Source organism: Reyranella sp. (assembly GCF_965229815.1).
Taxonomy (GTDB): Bacteria; Pseudomonadota; Alphaproteobacteria; order Reyranellales; family Reyranellaceae; genus Reyranella.
The window spans coordinates 1184067-1206585 of the sequence record NZ_CBDDJN010000002.1 but is presented as its reverse complement, the minus strand read 5'-3'; the positions used below and the strand labels follow the sequence as shown (position 1 = coordinate 1206585).

Genomic DNA, 22519 nt, shown 5'->3' with positions numbered 1-22519 from the left:
CCGCCCGGGACGACGGTCGATGACCCTTGGCCGGGCCGTCGCGACCGTCGGCAGCTTCACGCTGTTCAGCCGCATCGTCGGCTTCGTGCGCGACATCGTGCTCTCGGCGGTGCTGGGCTCCGGCGGCATCGCCGACGCGTTCTTCGTCGCGTTCAAGCTGCCGAACTTCTTCCGCCGCCTGTTCGCCGAGGGTGCCTTCTCGGCCGCGTTCGTTCCCCTGTTCTCCGGCGAGCTCCACGAGCGCGGGCGAGACGCGGCCGTGACCTTCGCCCGCGAGGCGCACGCCGCCCTGCTCCTGGTGCTGCTCCCCTTCACCGTCCTGCTCATCCTTGCCATGCCGCTGGTCGTGTCGGTGCTGGCGCCCGGCCTGCGCGACGAACCCGATTTCGACCTGGCCGTCACGCTGGGCCGCATCGCCTTCCCCTACCTGCTGTTCATCTCCCTCACCTCGCTCTACGGCGGCGTGCTGAACAGCCTCGACCGTTTCGCCCACGTCGCGGCCACGCCGATCCTGCTCAACCTGGCGCTGATCGGCGCGGTGCTGGGGCTCACGCCGTTCCTGCCCAACGGCGGCTATGCCGCCGCGATCGGCGTCGCGATCGCGGGCGTGCTGCAATGGCTGTGGCTGCTGGTCGCCTGCGCCCGCGAGGGGGTGAAGCTGAGCCTGGTCCGGCCACGCTGGACCGCCCGCGTGTCGCGGCTGGTCACGCTGGCCACGCCCGTCGCCATCGGCGGCGGCGTCCAGCAGATCAGCACGATGCTCGACGTCGTGTGGGCCTCGCTCCTGCCGGTGGGCACGATCTCGACGCTGTACTATGCCGACCGCATCGCCCAGCTGCCGCTCGGCGTCGTCGGCATCGCGATCGGCACGGCGCTGCTGCCCCTGCTGGCCCGCCAGCTGCGCGCCGGCCAGACCGGCTCGGCGATGGCAAACCAGAACCGCGCCCTCGAGTTCGGCCTGCTGTTCAGCCTGCCGGCGGCCGTCGCGCTGTGGCTGCTCGCCGAGCCCATCATCCGCATCCTGTTCGAGCGCGGCCGCTTCACGCCCGACGACACGCTGCGCACCGCCGCCGCGCTGGCCGCCTTCGCCATCGGCCTGCCCGCCTTCGTGCTGGTCAAGGCGCTGACTCCGGGCTTCTTCGCCCGCGAGGACACGCGCACGCCGCTGTGGGTGGCAACCGGCGCCATCGCGGTCAACGTGGTCCTGAACGTCGTCTTCCTCTACGGCACGACGCTGGCGCAGGTCGGCATCGCGCTCGCTTCCTCCCTGTCGGGCTGGCTGAACGCCGCCCTGCTGGCGACGATCCTGGTCAAGCGCCGGCACTGGGTGGCGGACGAGCGCCTCGTGTCGCGGACGTTGCGCATGCTGCTGGCGACGCTGGGCATGGCGGCGGCGCTGTGGCTGGCGCTGCGCCTCCTGGGGCCTGTGGTCGCCCATCCCGGCTGGCTGGGCGGCCTCGGCCTGGCGGGCCTGTGCGCCGTCGGCGCCCTCGCCTATGCCGGGTTCGGCGCCCTTCTCGGCATCGTGCGGCCGTCGGAACTCCGCGCCCTGGTGCGCCGGTCGGCCGCCGTCACACCAGCCGACCCAGCCGAACGACCGTGACCCCGGCCCTCAGCGGGCGATTCACGGCGGGCATGACCAGCACGCAATCGTCGTAGGGCGTGGCCACCGGCTCGCCGTCGTCGTGGCCCAGAACCGTGCCCGCCTTGGCGATCACCTCCTGCCCCTCGAAGCGCCGCACCGGGGTGAAGTTGCCGCGCTTGGTGGCGACCGCCTGCGTCACCTGCACGACGCGCTGCCGCCCGGGCGCCGGCTGCTTCCAGTCGGCCGGCAGGTCGGCCGGATCGGCGATGCCGGTCTCGACCAGGAAGCGCCAGGTGACGTCCTTGGCCACGGTGACCGAGGAGGCCCGCCAGTGCTGGCCGGTCTCGATCAGCAGCGCCGTGCGGTCGCTGCCGGGATCGCCGAAGGCGCCATAGTCGCGCATCCGCATGCCGGCGGCATGTCCGCGGTCGCGCACGATGTCGGCCGGCGCGCCGAGCCGCCGCGCCAGCTCCATGCCGCGCTCGAGCGGACCGCACAGCATCAGGGGCACGCAATCGTCGTGCATCGAATGGAGATCGAGCAGGAAATGCGCGCGCTCGACATAGGGCTTCACCACCTGCGCCCGTCGCGTCTCCAGCGTCGTTGCCGGCCGATCGAGCCGCCCCCAGGTGCGGTTGAAGTCCTCGTCGACCATGCGCGACTTGAACGGGTTCTTCGGGTCGAAGCGCTGGTAGGCCTCGAAATTGTTGAACGAGAAGATCAGCGTGCCGCGGCGCGGCCGGAGTCCGCGGTCCAGCAGCGCGTCGACCACCACCGCGCCCGACACCTCGTTGCCGTGCGTCAGCGACGCCACCATGACGGTCGGCCCGGGCACGCCGCTGTCGAAGACGTGGATGAACGGCGCGTCGCCCTTCTCCCACCGGCTGATGTCGGGGAAGGCGTATTCGATCGGGGGAAGATCAGACATCCGTGCAGGTCCGCCGCTTGAGCCTCTGGTCGAGGCTCAGGGGTAGCCTGCCCCGGGGACTTCGACAATCGCCGCGTCGAGCCGCGACTGCGTTCGCCGCTCCGCGGACGCCTCCGGGTCGTTTCGCATGCTGATGCAGAACAGCGTCCGCCGATCCTCGCCGCCCAGCACGCATGCCACGCCGCGCCATCCCGGCACCGCGATGCGGTCGAGGACGCGGCCGTCGGGCGCCAGCCTCACGAACGCCGACTCGTCGAGCAGGCTCACCCAGGCAGCGCCCTCCTGGTCCAGGCAGACCCCGTCCGGTGCCCGGATCGACCCGACCCGGCCCAGCAGATCGAGGCCGCCATCGTCGCGGACGGCGAAGCGCGCCAGGCAATCGCCATTGGTCTCGGCCACGACGAGGAGGCGGCCATCGGGCGACAGGGCGATGCCGTTGGGAAAGTCGAGCCCCTCCGCCACGATCCGCGGCGCAGCGCCCGGCTGGACCAGGACCAGCCGCCCGAACGGGCCGCGCGCGATGCCCGTCTTGAGGTCGAAGCCCAGGTCGCCGACGAACGCCCGGCCGCTGCCGTCGGTCACCATGTCGTCGATCGTGCCGGTCAGCGCCGAGAGATCGGCGTGGACGCTCGGCTCGCTACCGTCGCAGCGCACGAGCGCCCGACCGTGCATGTCGGTGACGACAGGCGTACCGTCCGGCAGGAAGCCCAGCCCGGCGGGAGTGCCCTTCAGGTGGCAGGCGATGCTCGCCGCGCCCTCCGGCGAGACCACGATCAGCGTCCGGGCGGCCGCATCGACCAGCCAGAGTCGCCCTGCCTGCCAGCGCGGCGCCTCGAAATAGCGGCCTCCACCTAGAACGGGTTGCAGCCGTCCACCGAATATCATCCATTCAGTGTAGAGCCTCGCCTTTTCAGGCGCGAGGGTCGTCGACGCTTCTGGTTCCGCTCGGCAAGCTGGCCGAGGCTGCCGGAAGATCGGCCATGCGGTCGATGACGAGCGCTGCCCCCGCATCGCTCAACGCCCGCGACAGCGCTGCCGTGGCGTGGCTGCCGCCGGCAAAGCCGATGGCGACCATGCCAGCGGCGCGCGCGCCGGCAACGCCATGGGGCGAGTCCTCCACCACGATGCAGTCGGCGGCGGCATGGCCCACGGCGTCGGCGGCATGCAGATAGATGTCGGGCGCCGGCTTGCCGCGCTCCACCCGGGCCGTGCTGAAGATGTGGGGTGCAAAATGCGGGGCAAGCCCGGTCGCTTCCAGCTTCATCGCCAGCTTGTCGGGCAGACTGGACGAGGCCACGCATTTCGGTCGGCCGCGAAGGCTTTCCAGCGTCGCCGCGACGTCCGGTATCGCGCGGAGATCCTGGCGACAGAGCCGCCAGACAAGCTGCTCGCGCTCCTCGAGCAGGCCGGCCGGCACCTCGCGTCCCAGTTCGGCGAACACCACGTCGTACATGTCGGTGCGGGCGATGCCGACGAAGCGGTGCATCAGCGCGTGGGCGTCGGCGTGACAACCGAAGCGGCCCAGGAGCTGGGCGTCCACGCCATGCTCCAGCAACTCGCTGTCCACCAGCACGCCGTCGCAGTCGAAGATGATCAGAGGAGACATGGCCGCCGGCTTATAGCCGACGGCCGCGCCGCGGGGCGAGGGCTCAGCCCTCGCGATACCAGTTCGCCAGATCCCAGGTGTTGTTGTCCCAGCCGGTGAGCTCGACCACGAGCTTGTTGCTGACGGCGCTGACGACGGGCCGGGCAACGACGGGGATCACGATGTGGTTGTTCACGACCATGTCGTTCATCTCGATCATCATGGCCGCGCGCTTGACGGGGTCGAGCTCGCCCTGCGCCGCCTTGAAGATCTCGTCGTATTCCTTGCTCTGCCAGCGCGTGATGTTGCGGCCCTGCCACTTGTTGGCCTTGGTGGCCGCCTCCCACGAGCAGAACTGGCGCAGGAACACCGCCGGATCCGGCTGCTGCGGGCCGTTGTTGTACATCTGCAGATCCGCATAGAAGTGCGGATAGGTGTCGGGATTGGAGACGTCGGACGAGAAGAACACCGAGGCCGTCACCGACTTCAGCTCGACGTCGATGCCGGCCTTCTGGCAGGCCTGCTTGACGATCGCCTGGTTCTTCTGGCGCGGCTGGTTGATCGAGGTCTGGTAGAGGAACTTCAGCTTCTTGCCGTCCTTCTCGCGGATGCCGTCGGCGCCCTTCTTCCAGCCGGCCTTCTCCAGCACGTCGACCGCCTTGTCGACGCTGAACTCGTACTTGGTGTTCTTGGAGCGGAAGCGTTCCGGATTGTAGATGAAGTTGGCCGATGCCCGGCCGGTACGGCCGTAGATGTGCTTTTCGACCGAATCCTTGTCGACCAGCAGCGCCAGCGCCTGGCGGACCGCCGGGTCGCTGAGCGTCGGGTGCTTGGTCTTGAGGCTCGAGCGCTCGCCGTCGACCTCGGTCCACGGGTCGGTCTGGTTGAGCTGGATGTGCTCGATGAAGCCCGCATTGTTGATGACGACGCGGCCCTTCCCGCTCTTCTCGAGGCGCGTCAGGATCTCGTCCTCGACCTGCATGTTCCAGCCGAAGTCGAACTCGCCGGTCTGCAGCACCGCGCGCGCCGCCGACACCGCATCGCCGCCGCCCTTCATCTCGATGGCGTCGAAGTACGGCCGGTTGTCCTGGTGATAGTTGGGGTTGATGACGCCCGACACCATGTCGCCCGGCTTGAAGTCCTTGAACAGGTAGGGACCCGTGCCGACCGGCTTCAGGTTGTTCGGCGCCTCGCGCGACTTGCCGCCGATATAGTCGGCGAACAGGTGCTTGGGAATGATCATGCCGGCCGCGCCGACGAAGGCCTCGGCCCAGAACGGCGTCGCCTCCTTGAACTTCACGACGATGGTGTGCGTGTCGACCTTCTCGACCGTGATGTCCGTGTACACGCCGCTGGTGACCGCGGCGGTCGCGGGATCACGCGAGTACTGCCAGTTGAAGACGAGGTCGTCGGCGGTGAAGGGCTGGCCGTCGTGCCACTTGACGTTCTTCTTCAGCTTCCAGGTCACCGACTTGCCGTCGGCGGCCAGCGTGCCGTCCTCGCGGTTCGGGATCGACTCGGCGAGCAGGGGCCGGAGGTTGCCGTCCTTGTCCCAGCCGGCCAGCGGTTCGTAGAACAGGCGCGAGCCGTCCTGGTCCTTGGTGCCCGTTGCAAAGTGCGGGTTGAGCAGCGTCGGCGCCTGCCACCAAAGCACTTTCAGCACGCCGCCGCCGCCTCGCTTGGTCGGCTTGTAGACCGGCTTGGACTGGGCCATGGCGACGCCCGAGTAGGCCAGGAGCTGGTTCGCCAGCGGCGCGGCAAAGCCGGCCGCCGCCATCCGGCGCAAGAATGCCCGTCGGGACACCTTGCCTGACTTCACCTGGCCGATCAGATGGCGCAAGCGACCTTCGTTCATCGAAAAATCCTCCTGGAACGCTGCTGCCGCCGTGCAATATACGTGCAACTATCAATGGAAACAGGCTCGACCGCCACCGTCAACGTCTGCCCAGTCGCGGCATCAGCCCATCGCCGTGGCCCACGCCCTCCTCAACGAATTCGAGGACCAGCTCGCCTGCCGTGAAGGCGACGTGAGCTGCGTCGCTCGCACCCGGCGACCTTGATTCCGCCGGTCCGGTCGGCCATACCGCTGCGCCCTCGCCTTCCACCGGCGGGGTGCGCGGAGGTCCAAACCCCGCGCCTTCCACCCTGAGCGGAGTCCACATCCCATGCCCGACGTCACGACCGCGGCGCTCAATCCCCATCTGGCGCCCTATGAGAACCGCGGCCTCAAGGGCCGCATCCTGTCCGGCGTGCAGCCGACCGGCAATCTCCATCTCGGCAACTATCTGGGCGCCATCCGCAACTTCGCCCGCCTGCAGAGCGACTACGAGTGCCTGTACTGCGTGGTCGACCAGCACGCCATCACCGTGCCGCAAGATCCCCAGCTGCTTGCCGCCCAGACGCGCGAGATCGCCTCGGCCTTCCTGGCGGCCGGCGTCGACGGCTCCAAGCAGATCATCTTCAACCAGTCGATGGTGCCGGCGCACGCCCAGCTCGCCTGGATCTTCAACTGCGTGGCGCGCATGGGCTGGATGAGCCGCATGACGCAGTTCAAGGAGAAGGCCGGCAAGGACCGCGAGAACGTCTCGCTCGGCCTGTTCGCCTACCCCGCGCTGATGGCCGCCGACATCCTGATCTACAAGGCGACGCACGTGCCGGTCGGCGAGGACCAGAAGCAGCATCTCGAGCTGACGCGCGACATCGCCCTCAAGTTCAACAACGATTTCGCCGTGCCGGACTTCTTCCCGATCACCGAGCCGCTGATCTTCGGCGCGGCGACGCGCGTCATGAGCCTGCGCGACGGCACCAAGAAGATGAGCAAGTCCGATCCCTCGGACCAGTCGCGCATCAATCTGACCGACGATGCCGACGCGATCGCGCTCAAGATCCGCCGCGCCAAGACCGACCCGCTGCCCTTGCCCGAGAACGAGGCCGAGGCCGAGAAGCGGCCGGACGCCGACAACCTGCTCGGCATCTACGCCGCCCTGGCCGACCGCGAGAAGACCGAGGTGATCGCCGAGTTCGCCGGCCGCCAGTTCTCGGAGTTCAAGGCGGCGCTGACCGAGCTCGCCGTCGCCAAGCTCGGCCCGGTGGGCGCCGAGATGCAGCGGCTGATGAAGGATCCGGGCCATGTTGATAGCGTGCTGCGCGACGGCGCCGCCCGCGCCCGCGCGCTCGCCGATCCGATCCTGGCCGAGGTCTACGCGACGGTTGGCTTCCTGAAGCCGTGACGCTGGGGGCGAAGGCTCCAGCGCATCCTGAGCGCAGCGAAGGATCTCATGCCGGTTGCGAGCGGCGATAAGGTCCTTCGCTTCGCTCAGGACGACAGATCGGAAACGGGCCGAAGGCCCGAAACGTCAATCAGCCTTCCATCCGGGTCAGCGCCCACTTCACGGTGGTGCCTTCCGCCGGCACCTGGCCGACCAGGACGATCTGCTCGGTGCGGCGCACGCGGCCTTCCTCGCCGAGATAGATGCTCTCGGCCAGGCCGATGCCGGCGCCCGACGCGCGCAGCCGCCAGCCGCGGCCGCTCGGCAGGCGCATCAGCACCGCCTGGCCGCTCTGGGCCAGCGTCGCCTTGACCGAGGGATGGAGGTGGAAGCGCACGATGAACCGCCGGTCGGGCACGGTGACGGCACGGCCCTCGTAGCCGGCGAACGTGTCCTCGCCGCGCAGGTCGCCGCCGTCGGGCGACAGCCACAGGCGGCGGCGGTGAATGATGCCGTACAGCGAGCGATAGCCGTCGTGCATCATGTCGAGCCACTGCGCGCCGTCGCTGTCGGCGCGGTCGACCACGACATTGCCGGCGCGATACTCCAGCGAGCCGTGGTCGGTGATCTCCGTCGAGTTGGTGTCGTCGACGATCGCGGTCGAATGCGCCGCCGAGTAGCGCATGAAGTGCCGCCATTCGCGCGGTGCGCCGGGATGGGTGCCGCAGTTCACGATCAGCCGTTCGTGCGCGGCGCTCATCTCGAAGCTGAGCGTGCCGGCATGGGCGATGCCATCCATGCCGCGGCCGGGCGGGCTGCCGGCATCGGCGATCACCAGCGACGTTCCGGCCGACAGGCGCTGGAAGCCGCTCACCAGCGCCATCATCGGCGGGCCGTCGCCCGAGCCCGAGCGCGCCAGGACGAGGTCGACCAGCGTGCGGTCGCCCTCCCAGGCGCCGTTGAACAGCGCCAGTCCGCCGTCGCCGTGGCGGAAGAAGCGCAGCAGCGGGGCCATGCGGTCGATGGCGGCGACCAGCTCGGCCGGCGCCCGGCGCTCGGCCGAGGCGAGCGCCGTGCGCACGTCGATCAGATGGCGCAGGACCGCGAGCTGGAGATGGGGCGCCCGCTCGGCAACCACGCCATCGTGCAGGACGTAGCGCTTCACGAAGCGCGCCAGCCGCGACAGGGTCTGATCGAGGCTCTTCTCGAAGCGCTTGCCGTCGCGCAGGAAGGCGAGGTCGGCGAAGATCAGCGCCTTGAAGGCCGCCACTGCCTCGTGCCCGACCAGCCCGCCCCGCAGCGTGCGCCGGAGATGGGCGCGCTGGCGGGCGAGGGCGAACACGAAGCGCGAGCCGAAGCCCGGATCGGCGGCCGTCGCCAGCCAGTCGTAGTGGCGGATCCACGACACGATGCGCTCGGCCAGCACGTCGCGGCGCCACGCCAGCGGCGACCACCGCCATTCGCGATTGCTCCAGTCGTCGACCAGCCGCGCCGCCAGCAGCGCCGCCGACGGGTCGCCGCAGTCGCGCAGGTCGCGCAGCCAGGAGAAGCCGTTCAGGGCCTCGAGCCAGAGGACCGGTGCGCCCTCGCGGCGCCAGGGCGGATCGTCGGACTCCGGCATCACGGCGCCGGCGATGCCGCGCGCCAGGTACTCGCCCAGGATCAGGCGCTGGCCGATCGCGGTGTCGCCCGGCCAGCTGTCGGGCGCGACGGCGAAGAAGCTCCGCGGCGAGCCGTAGCCCAGGGTCATCGAGTAGAGGCCCGATCCCAGCAGCCAGCCGCCGGCGGGACGGGAGGCGCCGCGCCGCGCGGCGGCCGGACGGGAAGGAGCGGAGCGCGGAGGGCGGGCGCCGGCCACCAAGGGCTCTCCCGACCGGCGCACGTCTGAGGCAACCAGCGTCATTTGCTTCTGTTCGTTGGCCCGCCGGTTGGTTCCACCGGGCGGTTGAGGGGTCGGTCATTTTACCCGACGCGAAGCGCCGTGGCGATGGGGCAGGACCGCCCCTTGAACGGCCCTCGCGGCACCCCCAAATCCTTGTCACGGGAAGGCCTTCACGGATTCCCGGCCACTCGCTCCTCGGAGGGGGGTCCCATGAGTCGTGTACCGATGTTCAATTCACCCCTGCTGCTGGGGTTCGATCAGCTCGAACGGACGCTGGATCGCCTGGCCAAGAACGCCGAAGGCTATCCGCCCTACAATATCGAGCGGATCGGCGAGAACGGCCTGCGCATCACGCTGGCCGTCGCAGGATTCACCACCGAGGACCTTGCCATCGAGCTGGTCGAGAACCAGCTCAGCGTCCGCGGCCGCCAGGCCGACGACGGCGACCGGGTGTACCTGCATCGCGGCATCGCCGCGCGCCAGTTCCAGCGGACCTTCATGCTGGCCGACGGCATCGAGGTGACGGGCGCCCGACTCGACAATGGGCTCCTGTCGATCGACCTCATGCGGCCCGTGCAGGAGCCGCGCATCCGCACCATCCGCATCGACGCCGGCCGCCCGGCCGGCAGCGAGGGCAACACGATCGACATCGCGGCACGCCGCGCGGGAACGCGCTGAGGCGGGGCACGGAGGGTATCATGGAGAACACGCAGAATTTCTTTCCGCTCGCCGACGAGGCATTTCTCAGCCTGGGCGCGCAGCAGATCGCCTACGTGAAGGCGGTCGACCTGCCGGACGGCAAGCATGCCATCGGCATCTTCTCGGCCGACGGCCAGGCAATGGCGACCGCGCCCTCGGTCGAGCTGGCGCAGGCGCTGATCCGCCAGCACGATCTCGAGCCGGCCCTGGTGCACTGAGGCATACCGAGACTCATTGAACCCGGCGCGCCGGTCGCGCTCAGGCGGCGCTCTGGGCCTGCACCGGCTCGACGAGCAGGGCATAGAGCGCCTCGGCGCTCTCGGTGGCGCGCAGCTTCTCCAGCAGGCTGCGGTCGCGCAGCAGGCGCGAGACTCGCGCCAGCGCCTTGAGATGGTCGGCGCCGGCGCCCTCCGGCGCCATCAGCAGGAACACGAGGTCGACCGGGCGCTCGTCGATCGAATCGAAATCGATCGGCTGGGCGAGCCGGACGAACAGGCCGCGCGGCTGGACGAGCGTGCTCATGCGGCCGTGCGGGATGGCAATGCCGCCGCCGATCCCGGTCGACCCGAGACGCTCGCGCTCGAGCAGCCGGTCGAACAGACGGCGCTCGTCGAGGCTGTAGAGGTGGGCGGCGCGCCCCGCCAGCTCGGCCAGCAGGGCTTTCTTGCCGGGCGCCTTCGCGCTGGCCAGGACGGCGTCCGGGCCGGGCAGCAAATCGGCAATTTCCACAATGTCACCAACGGGTTAACGGGCGCAGGCCAGAGGGTCGCCCGGAACGACGGCGCCCCTATAGGCGGCCCGTCCGGGCGGGTCAAGCTGCTCCTGCCGACAACCCGGGAGGGTTCAGTCGGCGGGACCGGTGAGCGCCTGGGACGCGATGGCGGCGGACGGCAGGGATGGCGCCATCGAGCGGCCCAGACCCAGCCGCCCCAGGCGGCGGCGCTCGGCGGAAGAGGGAATGCGCATGGCCTCGCGATACTTCGCGACGGTGCGACGGGCGATCTCGATGCCCTCGCCCTTGAGCAGGTCGACGATGCGGTCGTCGGAGAGCGGCTGGTGCGCGTTCTCGCCGCCGACCAGATGGCGGATGCGCGAGCGCACCGCTTCCGAGGAGACGACGACGCCCGGCGTGCGCGCCGGCAGCGCCGAGGTGAAGAAGTACTTGAGCTCGAAGATGCCGCGCGGCGTGGCGATGTACTTGTTGGAGGTGACGCGGCTCACCGTGCTCTCGTGCAGCTCGGTGGCGATGGCGATGTCGCGCAGCACCAGCGGCCGCAGCGCGCTCACGCCCTGGCGGAAGAACGCATCCTGCTGGCGCACGATCTCGCGCGCGACCTTGAGGATCGTCGTGGCGCGCTGCTCCAGCGTCTTCACCAGCCAGTTCGCCGACTGAAAGCGCTCGGCCACGAAGTCGCGGTCCGACTTGACGCGCGTACCCTTCATCAGCGTCGCGTGGTAGTTGCGGTCGACCAGCACCTTGGGCAGCGCATCGGTGTTGAGCTCGATGTACCAGCCTTCCTCGCCGCTGTCGGGATCGCGGGCCGGCCTCAGGAACAGGTCGGGCGCCACCGGCTGGATGGGCTCGAAGTCGAAGGCCTGGCCCGGCCGCGGATCGAGCGTGCGCAGCTCGCTCAGCATCTCGCGCAGGTCCTCGTCGTCGACGCCGCAGCGGCGACGCAGCTGGCCGAGCTCGCCGGCCGCCACCAGGTCGAGATTGTCGAGCAGCGCCTTCATCGCCGGGTCGAGGCGATCGCGCTCGGCGAGCTGCGCGGCCAGGCACTCGCAGACCGTGCGGGCGAACAGGCCGGCCGGCTCGATCTGGCGCAGGCGCGCCCAGACCGCCTCGACCTGGGCAATATCGACGCCCAGCGCCTCGGCGACGCCGGCGGCCTCGAGGCGGCAATAGCCGGCCTCGTCGAGGCCCTCGGCCAGCTTCAGGGCGATGCGCCGCGCGGCCGGATCGGCAATGGTGAGCTCGATCTGCTCGAGCACGTGCACGGCCAGCGAGACCGGTCGCTCGGCGACGAAATCCAGGGCCGTCGGCGCGTCCTCGCGCTGGCCGGCGCGGCTCGCCGTGCCGTCGCCGCCGCGGTCGGCGAATTCGCGTGTCCAGCGCTCGTCGGCATCGGCCAGGGCGGGAGCCGCCGCCGCAAGGGCCTCGGCGGTATCCGACGGCGCGTCGGGAACAGGCGATTCCTGCTCGGAAAGGGGCCCGTCGTCGCTGGCGCCTTCAGACAAGAGGGGATTCTTCTCGAGCTCCTGCTGGATGAAGGCGGCGAGCTCAAGATGAGAGAACTGCAGAAGCTTGATGGCCTGCTGCAGCTGCGGGGTCATCGCCAGCGTCTGACGCGAGGCGAGGATGAGACTCGGACCGATACGCATATTCCCCCACCCGGAAGATTACCAAGACCTCCCCAAAGCAAGAGAGAGCAAAAACCATGCCAAATAAAAAATCAAGCGCCGGAAATGCAGGTCTCAGCGTCTTCCGGCATTGACTCCGGCGATCGTTGCCCCCGGCAGTCCTTGCGCTGTCGCCCGCTCATCGTCGCGAAGCCCGCAAGGCGGCAGGCTACCCCGCCCAGGAGCATGTCGGAAAGCAGCGAATGAGCCTCCCGACGGCGCACCAGGGGAAGCCGGGAAAGGGTCGGCCGATCAGTGCTCGAAAATGTCGACGTCGGGCCAGCCGGCGAGGTCGAGACGGGCGCGCGTCGGCAGGAACCGGAAAGCCGCCGCCGCCAGCTCCGTGCGGCCCTCGCGCTCAAGCAGGGCATCCAGCTTGGCCTTCAGCGCATGCAGGTGAAGGACGTCGGAGGCCGCGTAGGCGAGCTGCTCGTCGGTGAGCCGGTCGGCGCCCCAGTCGGAGGTCTGCTGCTGCTTGGACAGATCGACCCCCAGCAGCTCCCGGCACAGGTCCTTCAGGCCCCACCGATCGGTGAAGGTGCGGGTCAGCCGCGCGGCGATCTTGGTGCAGTAGACCGGCTCGCAGCGGATGCCGAGCGCGTTCTCGATGGAGGCGATGTCGAAGCGGCCGAAATGGAAGAGCTTCAGCACCGCCGGATCGGACAGCAGCGCCGACAGACGGGGGGCGTTCGCCGGGCCGCGCGGGATCTGAACCAGATGGGCGTCTCCGTCGCCGGCCGAGAGCTGCACCAGGCACAGCCGGTCACGATGCGGGTTGAGGCCCATCGTCTCGGTGTCGACGGCGATCACGGGGCCGAGCGAGAGGCCGGCGGGAAGGTCGCCGCGGTGAAGGGTGATGGCCATCTAGGGGGTGCCTCTCAAGCCTCGCATGGTGCCCAGGAGAAGACTCGAACTTCCACGCCTCGCGGCGCTAGTACCTGAAACTAGTGCGTCTACCAATTCCGCCACCTGGGCACGGCATGCGGGCTAGAGGGCGGTGAGTTACGGCCGGGCCGAGCGGATGTCAACCTTGCGCCGCGCCGGCAATGAGCTATAGGCAGCAGCCATGGACGACATCCGCCAAGTGACGGTTTTCGGAGGCTCCGGCTTCATCGGCCGGACCATCGCTCGCGCCCTGGCGGCGGAGGGCATGCTGGTCCGGGTCGCCTGCCGGCGCATCGAGCTCGCCGAGAGCGTCAAGACGGCGGGCGACGTCGGCCAGATCACGCTGATGCGGACCAACCTGCGGATGCGGGACTCGGTCGGCGCCGCCATTGCCGGCAGCCAGGCCGTCGTCAACGCCGCGGGCATCCCCTTCCAGCGCGGCCGTCAGCGCTATGCCGCGGTCCATGTCGAGGGTGCGCGCGCCATCGCCGAGGCGGCCCGCGCCGCGGGCGTCCGGCGGCTGGTCCACGTCTCCGGCATCGGCGCCGACAGCCGGTCCTCGAGGAACGCCTTCGTGCGCTCCAAGGTGGACGCCGAGGATGCGATCGTCGCGGGCTTCCCGGACGCGACCATCCTGCGGCCGAGCGTCGTCTTCGGGCCCGAGGATGCGCTTTTCAATCGCATGGCCAAGTTTGCCGCCCTGCCGACGCTGATCGCGCCCTTCATGCCCGTCGCCGGCGACGGCAAGGCGCGGGTGCAGCCGGTTTTCGTGGGCGATGTCGCGGCGGCGGCGGTCGCCGTCCTGTCCCGGCCCGACACCGTGCGCACCGTCTTCGAGCTGGGCGGCCCCAGGGTCTACACCTACCGCGAGATCGCCGCGCTCACCCTGCGCGAGATCGACCGCGACAAGCCCGTCATCGGCATTCCGGCCGGCCTGATGCGCATTGGCGGCTGGTTCGCCCAATTCCTGCCGGTGCCGCCCCTGACCCCCGACCAGGTCGAGCTGATGGTTCACGACAATGTCGTGCGCGGCGGCGCCAAGGGTCTGGCCGATCTCGGGATCGAGCCGGTGGCGGCCGAGGTCATCCTGCCGACCTACCTCGATCGCTATCGCGCTGGAGGCCGTTACAACCAGCACGCGCCAGCCTGATTCGTCGGCCCGTCGAGGACCGGTGCTCTTGCTTGGCCTTTCCAATTAGTCCCTTTTCGGTTCTTTTTGAAGATCGTCATGATTCGCAAACAGAAATGATGTATCGATCAACCGCCGACCGTCTTCAAATTAGGTCAGATATATTGACTTATCTGCCGAACCATGCTGAATAGCGGCTGAAGACGCAGCTTTGGCGCCTTCGGCTCGCTTCTTGCGTAATTATATTTCACGTAACCCCCGACAGGATTCCGTCGTGACCGAGAGAATGCTGAAGTTCGTGGCCACGCCGCAGGCGCTGCCGGACAAGCGGCCGGCGGCCGAGCGGCGCCGGGATTTCGACGAGATCTACGCCGACTTCGCGCGCGACAAGGCGGCCGAGCAGGCGTCGCGCTGCTCGCAGTGCGGCGTGCCGTTCTGTCAGATCCATTGCCCGCTGCACAACAACATCCCGGACTGGCTGAAGCTCACCGCCGAGGGCCGCCTCGAGGAGGCCTACGAGCTCTCCTCGGCGACCAACAATTTCCCCGAGATCTGCGGCCGCATCTGCCCGCAGGACCGGCTCTGCGAGGGCAACTGCGTCATCGAGAAGGGCTTCGAATCGGTGACCATCGGGTCGGTCGAGCGCTACATCACCGACACCGCCTGGGACGAAGGCTGGGTGAAGCCGATCGCGCCGCGCCGCGAGCGCCCGGAAAGCGTGGGCATCGTCGGGGCGGGCCCGGCCGGCCTCGCCGCCGCCGAGCAGCTCCGGCGCAAGGGCTACCAGGTGACGGTGTACGACCGCTACGACCGGGTCGGTGGCCTGCTGATCTACGGCATTCCCAACTTCAAGCTCGAGAAGGAGATCGTGCAGCGGCGCGAGGCGCTGCTGCGCCAGTCGAAGGTGACCTTCGTGCTGAACTGCGAGGTCGGGCGCGACGTGTCGCTGGCCGAGCTGCGCGCCCGCCATGGCGCCCTGCTGATCGCCACCGGCGTCTACAAGGCGCGCGACATCGCCGCGCCGGGCGTCGGACTGCCGGGCATCGTCGCGGCGCTGGACTTTCTCACCACCTCCAACCGCCAGGGACTGGGCGACGAGGTGCCGGACTTCGACTCCGGCGCGCTGGACGCGAAGGGCAAGCACGTCGTGGTGCTGGGCGGCGGCGACACGGCGATGGACTGCGTGCGCACCGCGGTGCGCCAGGGCGCGAAGTCGGTGAAGTGCCTCTACCGCCGCGACCGCGCCAACATGCCGGGCTCGCAGCGCGAGGTGAAGCACGCCGAGGAGGAGGGCGTCGAGTTCGTCTGGCTGACGGCGCCGCAATCCTTCCTGGGCAAGGAGGCGGTGAGCCACGTCCGCTCGGTGCGCATCCATCTCGGCATGCCCGACGCGACCGGGCGCCAGACGCCGCAGGAGATCCCGAACAGCCACGTCAACGTAGAGGCCGACCTGGTGCTGAAGGCATTGGGCTTCGACCCCGAGGATCTGCCGGCCGCGTTCGACGCCGCCGACCTCGCCGTCACCGGCTGGGGCACGCTCAAGATCGACTGGCGGAGCATGGCGACCAGCCTCGACGGCGTGTTCGCCGCCGGCGACATCGTGCGCGGCGCCTCGCTGGTCGTGTGGGCGGTGCGCGACGGCCGCGACGCGGCCGAGCGCATCCACGGCTATCTCTCGGCCAAGGCGCGGCCGGCGGCCGCGGCGGCGTAAGCGCCATGTTGACGCTCTACGACTTCATGGGATCGGGCAACGGATACAAGGTGCGCCTCGTGCTGGCGCATCTCGGCCTGCCCTACCGGCTGGTCGAATGCGACATCCTGAAGGGCGAGACCCGCACGCCGGAGTTCCTCGCCCGCAACCCGAACGGCCGCATTCCCACGCTGCAACTCGAGGACGGCAGCCATCTCTTCGAATCCAACGCCATCATCTGGTACCTGGCCGAGGGCACCGTGCTCGCGCCGGCGGACCGCAGGGCGCGGGCCGAAACGCTGCAGTGGATGTTCTTCGAGCAGTACAGCCACGAGCCGTTCATCGCGACGGTGCGCTTCTGGAAGCACTTCCTGCCCCGGCTGTCGCCGCTGCAGGAGATGGAGCTGCCCGGACGCATGGAGAAGGGCTACGCCGCACTCGGCGTCATGGAGCATCACCTCGCCCGCCATCCCTACTTCGTCTCGGGGACGTTCGGGCTGGCCGACATCGCGCTCTATGCCTACACCCACGTCGCGGGCGAGGGCGGCTTCAATCTCGACGCCTTCCCGCACGTCAACGCCTGGATGGCGCGGGTCGCCGGCCATGCGGGCGACGTGTCGATCGACCGCAGGAACTGACAGAGGGAGAAACAGCCATGCCGATGATCAACGTCCAGATGTTCGAGGGCCGCACGCTCGAGCAGCGCCGCAAGCTCGCCAAGGAGCTGACCGAGGGCACCTGCCGCGCGCTCGGCTGCACCCCCGACGCGGTGCAGATCATCCTGACCGACATCAAGAAAGAGAACTGGGCCGAGGCCGGGAAGCTCTTTTCAGACTGATCAACAAAGCCGTCATCCCGAGCGGAGCGCAGCGCAGTCGAGGGACCTTTCATGAAAGGTCCCTCCGCTCCGCGCCTGCGGCGCTCCGGTCGGGATGACGGCAAAGGGAACTACGTCATGTCCGCACGTCCTTTCGATGCACAGCAGTTCGTCCGCGACTATCAGAGCGGCACCGCCAGGCTGACCGACGCCTACGGCTACAACCCCGCCCGGGAGATGGACTCCTGCGGCGTGGGCCTGGTCGTGGCGCTGGACGGCAAGCGCCGCCGCGACGTCGTCGCCGCGGGCATCGATGCGCTGAAGGCCGTGTGGCACAGGGGCGCCGTCGACGCCGACGGCAAGACCGGCGACGGCGCCGGCATCCATGTCGAGATCCCGCAGGACTTCTTCCGCGAGCACGTGCGCGACCAGAGCGGCGAGGACCCCGAGGTCGGCCGCATCGCCGTCGGCATGGTGTTCCTGCCGCGCACCGACCTGCAGGCCCAGGAGCGCTGCCGCACCATCGTCGAGACCGAGATCCTGCGCTTCGGCCATTCGATCCTGGGCTGGCGCCAGGTCCCGGTCGACATCTCGGTGATCGGCGAGAAGGCCAACGCCACCCGGCCGGAGATCGAGCAGATCCTGATCGGCCGCGGCAACCCCGCGCTCGACAACCGCGAGTTCGAGAAGCAGCTCTACATCCTGCGCCGGCGCATGGAGAAGGCGGCGATCGCCGAGAACATCCCGGAGTTCTACGTCTGCTCGCTGTCCTGCCGCTCGGTCGTCTACAAGGGCATGTTCCTCGCCGAGCACCTGTCGGCCTTCTACCCCGACCTGCTCGACGAGCGCTTCGTCTCGCGCTTCGCGATCTTCCACCAGCGCTACTCGACCAACACCTTCCCGCAGTGGAAGCTCGCCCAGCCGTTCCGCGTGCTGGCCCACAACGGCGAGATCAACACCATCCTGGGCAACGTCAACTGGATGAAGAGCCACGAGGCGCGGCTGGCGCACGACAGCTTCGGGCGCGCCATCGAGGACCTGAAGCCGATCATCCAGCCCGAGGCCTCCGATTCGTCGGCGCTCGACAATGTCTTCGAGCTGCTGGTGCGCGGCCATCGCAACCTGCCGATGGTCAAGACCATGATGATCCCCGAGGCCTCGGCCTCGAACCCGACCGTGCCGCCGCATCACCGCGCCATGTACAACTACGTCAACGGCGTCATGGAGCCGTGGGATGGTCCGGCGGCGATCGCCGCGGTCGCCGGCAAGTGGGCGCTGGTCGGCCTCGATCGCAACGGGCTGCGGCCGCTGCGCTACGTGCGCACCGCCGACGAGCTGCTGATCGCCGGCTCCGAGGCCGGCATGGTGCCCCAGGACGAGAGCCGCATCGTCGAGAAGGGCCGCCTCGGCCCGGGCGAGATGCTGGCCGTCGATATGGAGCAGCCGCGGCTCTACAAGGACGGCGAGCTGAAGGACATGCTGGCCGCCACGCACGACTATGCGCAGTGGACGACCCGCACCGTCGAGCTCGATTCGCTGATCCGCCAGGACGCGCCGGCGGTCGAGCGCTTCGCGCCGGACGAGCTGCGGCGGCGACAGTTCGCCGTCGGCTGGTCGGTCGAGGATCTCGAGATGATCCTCCATCCCATGGTCGAGGACGGCAAGGAGGCCGTCGGCTCGATGGGCGACGACGCGCCTCTGGCGGTCCTGTCGGACACCTATCGCGGCATGCACCACTATTTCCGGCAGAACTTCAGCCAGGTGACGAACCCGCCGATCGATTCCCTGCGCGAGCGCAACGTGATGACGATCCGCACGCGCCTGGGCAATCTCGGCAACATCCTCGACGAGAGCGCGCAGCAGAGCGAGATGCTGTCCCTGCAGTCGCCGATCCTGCTCAACGCCGAGTTCGAGGCGATGCGGCGCTACATGGGCGAGAGCGCCGCGCGCATCGACTGCACGTTCGATCCCGGCCAGGGCGACGGCAACATGCGCCAGGCCTTCGAGCGGATCTGCCGCGAGGCCGAGGAGGCGGTGCGCCGCGGCTGCCTGCACATCGTGCTGACCGACGCCAATGTCGGCCCCGACCGGATCGCCCTGCCGATGATCCTGGCGGCGGGCGGCGTGCATTCCTACCTGGTGCGCCAGTCGCTGCGCACCTTCACCTCGCTCAACGTGCGCTCGGCCGAGTGCATGGACGTGCACTATGCCGCGGTCATCATCGGCGTCGGCGCGACCACGGTGAACCCCTATCTCGCCGAGGAGACGATCGCCGCGCGCCACGCCCGCGGCCTTTTCGGCAAGCTCACGCTCGCCCAGTGCCTGGCCCACTACAAGAAGGCGCTCGACGAGGGCCTGCTGAAGGTGATGTCCAAGATGGGCATCTCCGTCCTGTCGTCGTACCGCGGCGGCTGCAACTTCGAGGCGGTCGGCCTGTCGCGCTCGCTGGTCCAGGAATTCTTCCCGGGCATGCCCTCGCGCCTGTCCGGCATCGGCCTGCGCGGCATCCAGGAGAAGATCGCCCGCCAGCATGCCCGCGCCTTCGACGAGGACGTGATCGCCCTGCCGATCGGCGGCTTCTACAAGACGCGCCACGGCGGCGACCGGCACAATTTCGAGGGCAACCTCATCCACATGCTGCAGGACGCGGTGAACACCGAGTCCTACGAGAAGTTCCGCAAGTACAGCGAGCAGGTCCGCCGCCTGCCCCCGATCAACCTGCGCGACCTGCTCGACTTCCGCACCGACCGCGCGCCGATCCCCATCGACGAAGTCGAATCGATCACCGAGCTGCGCAAGCGGCTGGTCGCCCCCGGCATCTCGCTGGGCGCGCTCGGCCCCGAGGCGCACGAGACGCTGTCGATCGCCATGAACCGCATCGGCGCCAAGTCCGATTCCGGCGAAGGCGGCGAGGATCCGGCGCGCTACACGGCGCGCTCCAACGGCGACAACGCCTCGTCGGCCATCAAGCAGGTGGCGTCGGGCCGCTTCGGCGTCACGGCGGAGTACCTGAACAACTGCCGCGAGCTCGAGATCAAGGTCGCCCAGGGCGCCAAGCCCGGCGAGGGCGGCCAGCTGCCCGGCCTCAAGGTCAGCGAGATGATCGCCCGCCTGCGCCATTCGACGCCCGGCGTCAGCCTGATCAGCCCGCCGCCGCACCACGACATCTACTCGATCGAGGACCTGGCGCAGCTCATCTACGACCTGAAGCAGATCAATCCCGAGGCGCGGGTCACGGTGAAGCTGGTCGCCCGCTCGGGCATCGGCACGGTCGCGGCCGGCGTCGCCAAGGCCAAGGCCGACGTGATCCTCATCTCCGGCCATTCCGGCGGCACCGGCGCCTCGCCCCAGACCAGCATCAAGTATGCCGGCATCCCCTGGGAGATGGGCCTGTCGGAGACCCACCAGGTGCTGACGCTCAATCGGCTGCGCGACAAGGTGCTGCTGCGCACCGACGGCGGCATCAAGACCGGCCGCGACGTGGTGATCGCCGCCATGCTGGGCGCCGAGGAGTACGGCATCGGCACCGCCTCGCTGATCGCCATGGGCTGCATCATGGTGCGCCAGTGCCATTCCAACACCTGCCCGGTCGGCGTCTGCACGCAGGACCCCCAGCTGCGCGCCAAGTTCGAGGGCACGCCCGAGAAGGTCGTGAACCTGTTCAGCTTCGTCGCCGAGGAGGTGCGCGAGATCCTGGCCCAGCTCGGCTACCGCTCGCTGACCGAGATCGTCGGCCGCTCCGACCTGCTGAAGCAGGTGAGCCGCGGCGCCCGCTACCTCGACGACCTCGACCTCAACCCGCTGCTGACGCGGGCCGACGGCGGGCGCGAGACGGTGCATTGCACGGTCGTGGGCCGCAACGAGGTGCCCGACACGCTGGACGCGCAGATGATCCGCGACGCCCAGCCGCTGTTCACTCACCGCGAGAAGATGCAGCTTCAGTACAGCGTGCGGAACACGCACCGCGCCGTCGGCACGCGGCTGGCCGCCATGATCACCCGCAAGTACGGCATGTCCGGGCTGCAGCCCGACACGGTGACCGTGCGCCTGCGCGGCACCGCCGGCCAGTCGCTGGGCGCCTTCGCCGTGCGCGGCATGAAGCTCGAAGTGTTCGGCGACGCCAACGACTATGTCGGCAAGGGGCTGAGCGGCGGCACCATCGTGGTCAAGCCGACCGTGTCGAGCCCGCTGGTGCCGGAGGCCAACGCCATCATCGGCAACACGGTCCTCTACGGCGCCACCGCCGGCAAGCTGTTCGCCTCGGGTCGCGCCGGCGAGCGCTTCGCGGTCCGCAACTCCGGCGCCGATGCGGTGGTCGAGGGCGTCGGCTCCAACGGCTGCGAGTACATGACCGGCGGCACGGCGGTGATCCTGGGCGCGCTCGGCATCAACTTCGGCGCCGGCATGACCGGCGGCATGGCCTTCGTCTACGATCCCGAGAATGCCTTCACGCTCAAGGTCAACCCCGAGTCGGTGAGCTGGCAGCGCATCGACCATCCGCACTGGGAAGGCGTCGTGAAGGCGCTGGTCGAGGAGCATGTCGCCGAGACCAAGTCGCCGCTCGGCGCCCGCCTGCTGAACGACTGGAACCGCGAGGTCGAGCGCTTCTGGCAGGTTGTGCCCAAGGAGATGCTGTCCCGCCTGCCGGTGCCGCTGTCCTCGGCCGAGGCGAAGCGGGCGTAGACGACGACCTCTCCCCTTCATCCTCCTCTCCCCCGCTAGGGGGAGAGGTTGGGAGAGGGGGTTGCAGACAGGCCTGGCCCCCTCTCCTAGCCTCTCCCCCTAGCGGGGGAGAGGAACCTAAGCCCTGACGTGAATCGCATCGCCTACCTCCAGCTCGTCGCAGCCGTGCTGCTGTTCGGGCTGGCCTTCCCGGTGCTCAAGATCGGGCTCACGGCCAGCACGCCGGTCTGGCTGGCCGCCGCGCGGGCCTCGCTGTCGGCGCTGAGCGCCTTCGCGCTGCTGGCCATCCTGCGCCGCCTCGCCTGGCCGCACCGCGGCGACTGGCCCGTCGTGCTGTCGGTCGGGGTGTTCCAGCTCACGATCTACTTCGCGCTCGCCAACATGGGCGTCCAGGTCGTGCCGCCGGGCCGCTCGGGGGTGCTCAGCTACACCGCGGTGCTGTGGATGGTGCCGCTGTCGCTGCTGGTCGGCGAACGGGTCGGCTGGCGCGGCCTGCTGGGCGTCACGCTGGGCATGGCGGGAGTCGCCGTGCTGATCGACCCGGCCCGTCTCGACTGGTCCGATCGCGCCGTCGTCGCCGGCCATTTCTGGCTGCTGCTGGCCGGCTTTTCCTGGGCGATCGCCATCCTGCACGCGCGCCGCCATCGCTGGCGCGGCACGCCGCTCGACGTGCTGCCGTGGCAGATGGCGGTGGCGGCCGGCCTCCTGTGGGCGCTCGCCCTGCTGCTGGAGCCGCACGGCCACCTTGATCCCGCCAGTGCCGACCTCTGGATCGCCCTGCTGTACATCGGCACCTTCGCCGGGCCGGTCGGCACCTGGGCGGCGGTCTCGGTGGCCCGCACGCTGCCGCCCGTCACCGGCTCGCTCGGCATGCTGGGCACGCCGCTGGTCGGCATCGCCGCCTCTGCCGCGCTGTTCGGCGAGCGCATCACGCCCGGCCTCGTGCTGGGAACCGCGCTGGTGATCGCGGGAATTGCTATCGTCGTCCTGGACAGGAACCGTTGAATCCAGTGCGGAGGAGTGCGTG

18 protein-coding genes and 1 tRNA gene are annotated in these 22519 nt (G+C 69.3%); 10 read left to right on the top strand and 9 right to left on the bottom strand.

Annotation, left to right across the window (positions count from 1 at the left end; translation table 11 throughout):
• The first annotated feature begins 19 nt into the window (after window positions 1-19).
• Window positions 20-1603, top strand: coding sequence for a murein biosynthesis integral membrane protein MurJ (gene murJ, locus ACO073_RS06220; protein ID WP_421996285.1), 1584 nt, complete (start codon window positions 20-22; stop codon window positions 1601-1603).
• Here the strand turns inward: murJ and ACO073_RS06215 are convergent.
• The 4 genes from ACO073_RS06215 to ACO073_RS06200 are packed head-to-tail and all read right to left on the bottom strand — an operon-like array spanning window position 1572 to window position 5953.
• Window positions 1572-2513, bottom strand: a complete 942-nt coding sequence (locus tag ACO073_RS06215; protein WP_421996284.1) for a succinylglutamate desuccinylase — start codon at window positions 2511-2513, stop codon at window positions 1572-1574. The genes murJ and ACO073_RS06215 overlap by 32 nt on opposite strands.
• A 36-nt stretch (window positions 2514-2549) precedes the next feature.
• Entirely contained in the window at window positions 2550-3398 is an 849-nt protein-coding gene (locus ACO073_RS06210) for an SMP-30/gluconolactonase/LRE family protein (protein ID WP_421996283.1), read from the bottom strand.
• A gap of 25 nt (window positions 3399-3423) precedes the next feature.
• Window positions 3424-4119 carry an HAD family hydrolase gene (locus ACO073_RS06205; RefSeq protein WP_421996282.1) on the bottom strand — a complete coding sequence of 232 codons (696 nt, stop codon included), beginning with the start codon at window positions 4117-4119 and terminating at the stop codon, window positions 3424-3426.
• 43 nt (window positions 4120-4162) lie between these two features.
• Entirely contained in the window at window positions 4163-5953 is a 1791-nt protein-coding gene (locus ACO073_RS06200) for a peptide ABC transporter substrate-binding protein (RefSeq protein ID WP_421996281.1), read from the bottom strand.
• A 310-nt stretch (window positions 5954-6263) separates the two neighbouring features.
• Here ACO073_RS06200 and trpS point away from each other — a divergent pair, with 310 nt between their 5' ends.
• Window positions 6264-7328 (top strand): tryptophan--tRNA ligase, encoded by a 1065-nt coding sequence (gene trpS / locus ACO073_RS06195; protein ID WP_421996280.1) that lies wholly within the window; start codon window positions 6264-6266, stop codon window positions 7326-7328.
• 130 nt (window positions 7329-7458) lie between these two features.
• Here trpS and ACO073_RS06190 read toward each other — a convergent pair whose 3' ends face one another.
• On the bottom strand, window positions 7459-9210 hold the full coding sequence (locus tag ACO073_RS06190) for a heparinase II/III family protein (protein WP_421996279.1): 1752 nt from the start codon (window positions 9208-9210) through the stop codon (window positions 7459-7461).
• Between the two features lie 189 nt (window positions 9211-9399).
• On the opposite strand from ACO073_RS06190, the gene ACO073_RS06185 reads away from it, so the two are divergent.
• Both ACO073_RS06185 and ACO073_RS06180 read left to right on the top strand, forming a co-directional pair.
• A complete protein-coding gene (locus ACO073_RS06185) occupies window positions 9400-9867 on the top strand; it encodes an Hsp20 family protein (RefSeq protein WP_421996278.1) in 468 nt (155 codons plus the stop codon).
• Between the two features lie 20 nt (window positions 9868-9887).
• Window positions 9888-10106: a hypothetical protein gene (locus ACO073_RS06180; protein WP_421996277.1), complete on the top strand. Its 219-nt coding sequence runs from the start codon at window positions 9888-9890 to the stop codon at window positions 10104-10106.
• A 40-nt stretch (window positions 10107-10146) separates the two neighbouring features.
• Here ACO073_RS06180 and ACO073_RS06175 read toward each other — a convergent pair whose 3' ends face one another.
• The 4 genes from ACO073_RS06175 to ACO073_RS06160 form a co-directional block, all read right to left on the bottom strand.
• On the bottom strand, window positions 10147-10617 hold the full coding sequence (locus tag ACO073_RS06175; protein ID WP_421996276.1) for a PTS sugar transporter subunit IIA: 471 nt from the start codon (window positions 10615-10617) through the stop codon (window positions 10147-10149).
• A 114-nt stretch (window positions 10618-10731) separates the two neighbouring features.
• Window positions 10732-12270 (bottom strand): RNA polymerase factor sigma-54, encoded by a 1539-nt coding sequence (rpoN, locus tag ACO073_RS06170; protein ID WP_421996275.1) that lies wholly within the window; start codon window positions 12268-12270, stop codon window positions 10732-10734.
• A gap of 270 nt (window positions 12271-12540) precedes the next feature.
• Complete coding sequence (locus tag ACO073_RS06165; protein ID WP_421996274.1) at window positions 12541-13152, bottom strand: ribonuclease D; 612 nt, start codon at window positions 13150-13152, stop codon at window positions 12541-12543.
• Window positions 13153-13178: 26 nt separating this feature from the next.
• A tRNA-Leu gene (locus tag ACO073_RS06160) sits at window positions 13179-13263 on the bottom strand.
• 109 nt (window positions 13264-13372) lie between these two features.
• Here ACO073_RS06160 and ACO073_RS06155 point away from each other — a divergent pair.
• The 6 genes from ACO073_RS06155 (at window position 13373) to ACO073_RS06130 (ending at window position 22497) form a co-directional block, all read left to right on the top strand.
• Window positions 13373-14323, top strand: a complete 951-nt coding sequence (locus ACO073_RS06155) for a complex I NDUFA9 subunit family protein (protein WP_421996273.1) — start codon at window positions 13373-13375, stop codon at window positions 14321-14323.
• 253 nt (window positions 14324-14576) lie between these two features.
• Entirely contained in the window at window positions 14577-16013 is a 1437-nt protein-coding gene (locus tag ACO073_RS06150; RefSeq protein ID WP_421996272.1) for an NAD(P)-dependent oxidoreductase, read from the top strand.
• Between the two features lie 5 nt (window positions 16014-16018).
• Window positions 16019-16630, top strand: a complete 612-nt coding sequence (locus ACO073_RS06145; protein WP_421996271.1) for a glutathione S-transferase family protein — start codon at window positions 16019-16021, stop codon at window positions 16628-16630.
• 17 nt (window positions 16631-16647) lie between these two features.
• Window positions 16648-16830 (top strand): 4-oxalocrotonate tautomerase, encoded by a 183-nt coding sequence (locus tag ACO073_RS06140; protein ID WP_305192414.1) that lies wholly within the window; start codon window positions 16648-16650, stop codon window positions 16828-16830.
• A gap of 117 nt (window positions 16831-16947) precedes the next feature.
• Window positions 16948-21492, top strand: a complete 4545-nt coding sequence (gene gltB / locus ACO073_RS06135) for a glutamate synthase large subunit (protein ID WP_421996270.1) — start codon at window positions 16948-16950, stop codon at window positions 21490-21492.
• A gap of 129 nt (window positions 21493-21621) precedes the next feature.
• Window positions 21622-22497: a DMT family transporter gene (locus ACO073_RS06130; RefSeq protein ID WP_421996269.1), complete on the top strand. Its 876-nt coding sequence runs from the start codon at window positions 21622-21624 to the stop codon at window positions 22495-22497.
• The last annotated feature ends 22 nt before the right edge of the window (window positions 22498-22519 follow it).

Excerpts from the sequence above, each read along its gene's own strand:
- murJ (WP_421996285.1), top strand. The coding sequence starts at position 20 with ATGACCCTTGGCCGGGCCGTCGCGACCGTCGGCAGCTTCACGCTGTTC.
- ACO073_RS06215 (WP_421996284.1), bottom strand. The coding sequence starts at position 2,513 with ATGTCTGATCTTCCCCCGATCGAATACGCCTTCCCCGACATCAGCCGG.
- ACO073_RS06210 (WP_421996283.1), bottom strand. The coding sequence starts at position 3,398 with ATGATATTCGGTGGACGGCTGCAACCCGTTCTAGGTGGAGGCCGCTAT.
- ACO073_RS06205 (WP_421996282.1), bottom strand. The coding sequence starts at position 4,119 with ATGTCTCCTCTGATCATCTTCGACTGCGACGGCGTGCTGGTGGACAGC.
- ACO073_RS06200 (WP_421996281.1), bottom strand. The coding sequence starts at position 5,953 with ATGAACGAAGGTCGCTTGCGCCATCTGATCGGCCAGGTGAAGTCAGGC.
- trpS (WP_421996280.1), top strand. The coding sequence starts at position 6,264 with ATGCCCGACGTCACGACCGCGGCGCTCAATCCCCATCTGGCGCCCTAT.
- ACO073_RS06190 (WP_421996279.1), bottom strand. The coding sequence starts at position 9,210 with ATGACGCTGGTTGCCTCAGACGTGCGCCGGTCGGGAGAGCCCTTGGTG.
- ACO073_RS06185 (WP_421996278.1), top strand. The coding sequence starts at position 9,400 with ATGAGTCGTGTACCGATGTTCAATTCACCCCTGCTGCTGGGGTTCGAT.
- ACO073_RS06180 (WP_421996277.1), top strand. The coding sequence starts at position 9,888 with ATGGAGAACACGCAGAATTTCTTTCCGCTCGCCGACGAGGCATTTCTC.
- rpoN (WP_421996275.1), bottom strand. The coding sequence starts at position 12,270 with ATGCGTATCGGTCCGAGTCTCATCCTCGCCTCGCGTCAGACGCTGGCG.
- ACO073_RS06165 (WP_421996274.1), bottom strand. The coding sequence starts at position 13,152 with ATGGCCATCACCCTTCACCGCGGCGACCTTCCCGCCGGCCTCTCGCTC.
- ACO073_RS06145 (WP_421996271.1), top strand. The coding sequence starts at position 16,019 with ATGTTGACGCTCTACGACTTCATGGGATCGGGCAACGGATACAAGGTG.
- ACO073_RS06140 (WP_305192414.1), top strand. The coding sequence starts at position 16,648 with ATGCCGATGATCAACGTCCAGATGTTCGAGGGCCGCACGCTCGAGCAG.
- gltB (WP_421996270.1), top strand. The coding sequence starts at position 16,948 with ATGTCCGCACGTCCTTTCGATGCACAGCAGTTCGTCCGCGACTATCAG.